This window comes from Flavobacterium restrictum, from assembly GCF_007097245.1.
Lineage (GTDB): Bacteria > Bacteroidota > Bacteroidia > Flavobacteriales > Flavobacteriaceae > Flavobacterium > Flavobacterium restrictum.
In genome coordinates, this window is the sequence record NZ_VJZT01000037.1 from 1 (window position 1) to 6,234 (window position 6,234).

Sequence of the window (6,234 nt, forward strand, 5' to 3'; positions counted from 1 at the left end):
ATATATTTTTCTTTGTAAGGTAAAATTATCATTTAGTTATATTTTATGCGGTTTTCAGGTATAATAGCCACTAACGTCTTGGCACTACAGCGGGTTTGGGACTAAATTAAGCCCTATTTTCGGACTTGCCAAATCATCCCAAATACAAAACCATTTTTCCGTTAAGCCAATTGCCCAAATCCGTTGTAGCGTGTGTTAACTGTAGCTTGTTTTACCAAGGTCTTACTTTAGTTAAATAAAAGTATAAACATTATTGCCCAAACTATTGAAATCAAAAGTGTTAATTTTGCCTCCTTGTCAAATTTAGTGTTTTGTATTTCTACTAATATTAATTCTGGGTCTGTTGATTCGATTTCAATTAAACTTGTCCCTGCTATTATATCTCCAAGCCTTCTTTTAGGATTTACTAATAAAAAAATTACTTCTATCATCCATATTGGAGCTGTAACATTTCTTAACATACATTTCAGCTTACTTGCTTGTTCATTTGTCTTTACATCAACTACTTTAAAACCTAAAAGTCTGTGAACTGTACTTTGTCCTCCAAAGAAATCTTTATTAATTAAAGTTATCATCATTAAGCTGAATGATATTGAAAAAATAATGTCTACCCATACAAAATTACCTTGATTTAGATTACCGAAACTAATTTTCGGAATCATTGAGATAATTAATATTGGAAAAAATATTATAGGTATATTCCACATTTCAAGAATTAACGATTTAAATCGTTTGTTCCATTCTAGAAGCGAAAAATTAATTTGCAAATACATTTTTACAAATTTATTAAACATTAAAAACTTCAATATCCTCATTATTTAAAAATTTTATTTGATGTCTTTTGGTGGTTTTGTGTGGTCAAGTTACAGTTAACGTTCCCGTGCTACACGCAGGCTGGGATTAAAAATGCGTAATCTTTCGGTTAAAAACTAATTTTTCAAATACAAAACCAGCTTCAAATTTTGCCAAATGCCCAGCTTGCTTGTAGCGTGTGTTGGTGGCTGGTTGTTTTGTCGAAATTACGAATTTCCAAGAAGTTTTCATGCTTTTGCTTTTCAGATTCCAATTTTCACGTTTCTACTTTTTCGCTTTCAATTTTAGGCGCAACGTTTTTCAAGTTTCTGCTTTTCAGGCTTCCACTGGCAAGTTCCAACTTTCACACTTCTGCTTTTCTGTTTTCAATTTTAGGCGCAACACTTTTTAAGTTTCCGCTTTTCGTGCTTCCGCTGGCAAAATCCAACTTTCACGTTTCTACTTTTCTGTTTTCACTTTTCACGCTTCCACTGGCAGATTCCAACTTTCACGCTTCTGTTCTTTAGTTTCTGCGAGCTGTGAACTTTATTTCCAAATCGAAATTACCTGCGTAATTTCGGCACAACTTGCCACCAACGTTCCCGCGCTACAAGCAGTTTGGGACTAAATTAAGCCCATTATTCGGATTTACCAAATCTTCCAAATACAAACCAATTTTTCCATTATGCCAAATGCCCAAATTGCTTGTAGCGTGTGTTGTGCGATCGCCCTTTTTTCTACAATGTTCCGTTTTACAAATCATTATAAATTGTTGCCAATTCTGTTTTTATTTGTCGGAATGTTAAATCAAAATTCAATTCTTTACTTAATCCTGTATTTATGCAATAAATAAATGATTCTTTTCGGTAATAAAGTTCGTTTCTATTTAATGATTTTTCAATATTGTCTGATTTTGCAAGTAAACAAACAAGTTGATAATCTGCATTTATAGCATCAGTTTTGTTATTTGGATGCGCTTTTGTATAATGTTGTGTTGCTGTTAATTTGATTAGATTTTCTAAATAATGAGCAAGTTGAGGAAATTTACTTTTTGGAAAAATATGATGTACTTGAGTAGCATCTCCGTTGCTCCATTGGTCTTTAATTTCGCTTTCTGTGTACATTTTTTTTATCTGATTTATTGCTTTTTGTACTAAATAAGCATTAAATGCAGTGCCTTCTACAATGTTTTGTTCACTTTCAGTAATAGATTCTTGCCGTGAAATTGTTTTGTCTTTTGATAAATCACGCCAATTTTTTCTATTGTACATTAGGTCTGTATAATAAAACTGGTTTTCGGACATTCTTCCTTTGACAGAACCAGGTAGATTATTTTCACAAGCAAACACATTAAGAAGTTTTGGATAGATTCTTCTAATTTCAACCTCGCCATTTATTGCAGTGTTTCCAATGATAAATTTTATAAAACGACTCTGTAAATTTTCAAAATCTAGTTGTGTTAAATTACCATTCTCGTATTTGTTTTTGTAGGATTCAAAAAATTTGAATAAACCACTATCCGATAAAACTTTTACAAAATATTGATAGAGAAAATTATAAGCATTTCTATCTTTCAACGAAATATATTCTAATACTGATAAGTTTGCAATTTTGTAAAAATTTTTCGCACCTCTTTTTTCTATGTCCAAAACACCAGCATAAGCTAAAAGTCTTAACGGTTGCTGAATGAATTTATCGTATTCGCTTTTTGTTGTAGTATTTGTAGCTGACGGTTTATTGAATATTGCTTTTACGTTTTTGACGAAATATTGTGAATCCCAAATATCTTGAACTACAAACTCCTTGATTGGTTCGCTTTCTCTTAAGTTTATGATACAATCAGCAATGATACATACCACATCTGGAGTACATTTTTGATCTATAAATCTGGCATCGCCAGATTTTCTAACATCTAAATCAAATTTTTGAAATATTTATGTTGTTTAAAAATGGTGTCTGAATAATCATCATAATTCCAGCTTCCATTTTCTTCTTGAAAACAATTTTTAAAATCTGCTTTGAAAATAAATAACGGTTTATAATCTTTCCCAAATGACAAAACTTTTTTCACGAAAGAATTTGCTTCTTTTAGTGTAGGAAAAATATCAAAAGTTTGCCTATCGTTTATTGAATTATATTCTACTGCATAAAACGTTTTTGTTTCCATAATTTACCATTTAAAAGATTTTGTTGAATATGTTTTTTGAATTGAAGACCTTTCTGTTACTTCAAATGAAAGTTCTTGTAATGGATTTGAAATCAAAGTCATTTTTGGTGATTTAATCAAATTACTAATTACAATAATATGATAATCAGATTTAATTTCATTTGCTTTTTTAAACTCATTTTCAGTAATTCTTATTGAACCTTTTGCTTCTTTTAATCCTTTTACTTCAGCTAAAAGAAAAGTTGAATTAACATTTATTTGAAAATCATATCCATCTCCCCAAAGTCTTGCATCTTCTATAATTCCACCATTAAATATATCAAATTCGTTATAATTACTCATAAAATAATATTCTGCTTCACTTCCTGTTTCTTGCATTTGTTTAAACTTTGACTTTGTCACAGGAGAAATCGTTTCAATATCTAAAATTACATTTGAATTGAAATCTTTGATATAAAACTTCACAATATTAGCGAATCCTTTAGCATTTTCGTTTCCGAAAAGATTGTCAATAAACAATTTAATATGTTTTCTTTGATTTCTTTGCCACCAACCTTTTCTACCATTATCAAAATAAGGATCAAATGTGTCTTGTCGATTTGAAACTGCTTTTATAGAATTTGCAAGTCCAATATCTACAACAAATTGACTAAATGAAGTTTTTGTTTTAAATCCAAATTCTTTTGTAAAATCCAAATCAAATTTTGCTAAACCATAGCCAATTAGATTTAAAGTTTCTGATATTTTATCTACCTTTTCAACCATAATTTTCAGGCTACGAGATTTGCGTTAGGGATTGAAGTGGAAATCCTTTTGCTTTTTTCTTTAAAAAGCAAAAGATTGAAACGGAAAGCCCGACCCTTTTGGGGAACGCCCAAACAATGGCGAATATTCATTTCTTATTTTTAGAAATAATTTTTTATCCTCTAAAGAAAGTTTATTTAGTTCTTCAACTGTTTTTTCAGTCCATTTAAAACTGTTTGGAACTGACATCATTAGCATAACTTCACGAATGCTAAAAACTCGGTCATCAACTGGATGAACTGTATTCTGACTTGATAAAATATCGTTGCGAGTATGGACGCAAGGTGCAACCTTGCTCCAATACTGTCTTTTATATTTATCCCCGTTTTTGTTAGCGTTATAAATTATAATTCCATCAACAATTTTGTGAGGAATTTTATCTAAATCTTTATTGTCAAAAGCAGATTCTCCCTCTTTAATATCAGAAATCCAACTTTGCATAGTTGGAGTATATTTTTTGAAACTATGATAAATATCGGTTTCCGATATTTCTCCCATTGTTTTTAAACTTTGTAATTTTCCAATTGTTTCTTTTAAAGTTTTTTCTTTTACTAAACTTGGCGAAATGTTAAAAGGAGTAATTTCTTTTAAATCTTTTCGGGTTCCAATTACTAAAGTTCGAGTTCTACTCGATGGATTTCCGTAATCTTTGAAGTTTAATACTTGATAGTTTATGTGATATTCTCCAGCAAGATTTACTTCAATTGCTTCTTTGATACTTTTATCTTTTCCGTCAATATCTGTGCATTCTGTATTTAAAAATGCTCTAACATTTTCAAAAATAAAAAATTTAGGTTTTATTTCTTTAGTAAGTAAAATCGACTCAATTACTAACGAATTTCTATTTAATTCGTTTCCTTTTTTATGATTTGCGACAGACATTCCTTGACAAGGCGGAGTTGCAATTAAAACATCAAGTTCATTTGCTTTTTCTTTGATATTCCATTTTAACAATTCAGCACGAATTTTGTTTTTAGCTTCAATTGTTGTAATGTCGTCACTAATATAAGCGCTTTCGTAAACACATTTCGAGTTATATCGCTGAATATTAAGTCTTTTTTCTAAAATTTCAACAGTCGCAACACAATAAAAATTTTCGGATTTGAAGCCATAACAACCAACTCCAGCACTGCTGAATAAACTAATATATGTTAATGGTTTCTTTAATTTCATTTTAATTTTTTAAGTCTCAAAATTACAAAAAATTAAAGGATTTTTGAGTGAGTAATTTTGATTTTTCCCGAAAGTTCAATTTTAGCAGTGTCGTGATAGGGTGTCGCACAACGTTCCCGCGCTACAAGCAGTTTGGGACTAAATTAAGCCCATTCTTCGGATTTGCCAAATCTTCCAAATACAAACCAATTTTTCCATTAAAGCCAAATCCCCAAATTGCTTGTAGCGTGTGTTACTGGAGGCTTGTTTTTGTCGAAATTACGATTAAACCGCAAACTTTTCACGCTTCTGTTGGCAAAATCCAACTTTCACGTTTGTGATTTTCGGTTAGTAATTTTCAACGTATTATTTTCAATTATTTACTTTTCGCTTTAAAATTCTGCGCAAAAAAATTAAAGTTTCTGCTTTTCAAGTTTCAGTTGGCAGATTCCAATTTTAAACGCTTCAGCTTTTCAAGTTTCTGTTAGCAAATTCCAACTTTCACGTTTCTGTTTTTCAGATTTCAACTTTTCAAGTTTCTGCTAATAAATTCCAATTTTCACGCTTCTGCTTTGTAAACTTTTTTGCGGAAACAAATGTTTTTCCAAATTAGATTTACCTGCGTGATTTCGGCACAAGTCTCCAGTAACGTTCCCGCGCTACAAGCAGTTTGGGACTAAATTAAGCCTATTCTTCGGATTTGTCAAATCATTCAAATACAAAACCATATTTAAATTAAGCCAAATACCCAAATTGCTTGTAGCGTGTGTTGGCAGTAGTGATTTTCCTTTATATATTTAGCCATATTCTGATTCTATTAAAGACAATATTTAAAATTATTGGTATAAATAATATGAAGCCTAAAGCAAATGACCAAAATCTGAAATTTTCATCATAGAAAACAAAACTTATAAAAACCAAAATAATTATCGCAATCAATTCAGTAATGAAACTGTTTTTATCTATTTCTTTTGAAATTGAAGTTGCTAAAATTTCTCCAAGAAACAACATAATTATGGATGCATTTATCAAAAGAAAAACAATTCTGAGCATATTTTCAAATCCATCTTCATACCAACAAACTGCTACTAGAAGAAATGCAAAGAAAGTATAAATTAGATTAGTAGATTTAGTAAAAAGAGTTTTAAAACTCCTTTTAATATATTCGAAATAACTTTCTTTTTGAATAATTTTCATTTTGTTAATTCATTGTTTTTCTCGTTCTGCGCGCTCATTACTGCCAACGTTTGCGGCTATGCGAAGTGCCTTCTTTCTACCGCTTCACTAATAATAGCTAAAATAGCCAAATTTTTTAATTT

General features: G+C 30.3%; 7 protein-coding genes. All 7 read right to left on the minus strand.

Annotated features, from left to right (window positions below):
• Nucleotides 1-227 precede the first annotated feature (227 nt).
• A complete protein-coding gene (locus FNW21_RS15860) occupies nucleotides 228-773 on the minus strand; it encodes an RDD family protein (RefSeq protein ID WP_185963953.1) in 546 nt (181 codons plus the stop codon).
• A gap of 127 nt (nucleotides 774-900) precedes the next feature.
• Nucleotides 901-1,044: a hypothetical protein gene (locus FNW21_RS16405; RefSeq protein WP_185963954.1), complete on the minus strand. Its 144-nt coding sequence runs from the start codon at nucleotides 1,042-1,044 to the stop codon at nucleotides 901-903.
• A 500-nt stretch (nucleotides 1,045-1,544) separates the two neighbouring features.
• Nucleotides 1,545-2,441: a hypothetical protein gene (locus tag FNW21_RS15865; protein ID WP_221932076.1), complete on the minus strand. Its 897-nt coding sequence runs from the start codon at nucleotides 2,439-2,441 to the stop codon at nucleotides 1,545-1,547.
• Nucleotides 2,442-2,704: 263 nt separating this feature from the next.
• A complete protein-coding gene (locus tag FNW21_RS15870) occupies nucleotides 2,705-2,959 on the minus strand; it encodes a hypothetical protein (protein ID WP_144257728.1) in 255 nt (84 codons plus the stop codon).
• 3 nt (nucleotides 2,960-2,962) lie between these two features.
• Nucleotides 2,963-3,724, minus strand: coding sequence for a DUF3883 domain-containing protein (locus tag FNW21_RS15875; RefSeq protein WP_144257729.1), 762 nt, complete (start codon nucleotides 3,722-3,724; stop codon nucleotides 2,963-2,965).
• Nucleotides 3,725-3,784: 60 nt separating this feature from the next.
• Entirely contained in the window at nucleotides 3,785-4,936 is a 1,152-nt protein-coding gene (locus FNW21_RS15880; RefSeq protein WP_221932077.1) for a DNA cytosine methyltransferase, read from the minus strand.
• 768 nt (nucleotides 4,937-5,704) lie between these two features.
• A complete protein-coding gene (locus tag FNW21_RS15885; RefSeq protein ID WP_144257730.1) occupies nucleotides 5,705-6,112 on the minus strand; it encodes a hypothetical protein in 408 nt (135 codons plus the stop codon).
• Nucleotides 6,113-6,234 lie beyond the last annotated feature (122 nt).

Coding starts and splice junctions, on each gene's coding strand:
- FNW21_RS15860 (WP_185963953.1), bottom strand. CDS start 773: ATGTATTTGCAAATTAATTTTTCGCTTCTAGAATGGAACAAACGATTT.
- FNW21_RS16405 (WP_185963954.1), bottom strand. CDS start 1,044: ATGAAAACTTCTTGGAAATTCGTAATTTCGACAAAACAACCAGCCACC.
- FNW21_RS15870 (WP_144257728.1), bottom strand. CDS start 2,959: ATGGAAACAAAAACGTTTTATGCAGTAGAATATAATTCAATAAACGAT.
- FNW21_RS15875 (WP_144257729.1), bottom strand. CDS start 3,724: ATGGTTGAAAAGGTAGATAAAATATCAGAAACTTTAAATCTAATTGGC.
- FNW21_RS15880 (WP_221932077.1), bottom strand. CDS start 4,936: ATGAAATTAAAGAAACCATTAACATATATTAGTTTATTCAGCAGTGCT.
- FNW21_RS15885 (WP_144257730.1), bottom strand. CDS start 6,112: ATGAAAATTATTCAAAAAGAAAGTTATTTCGAATATATTAAAAGGAGT.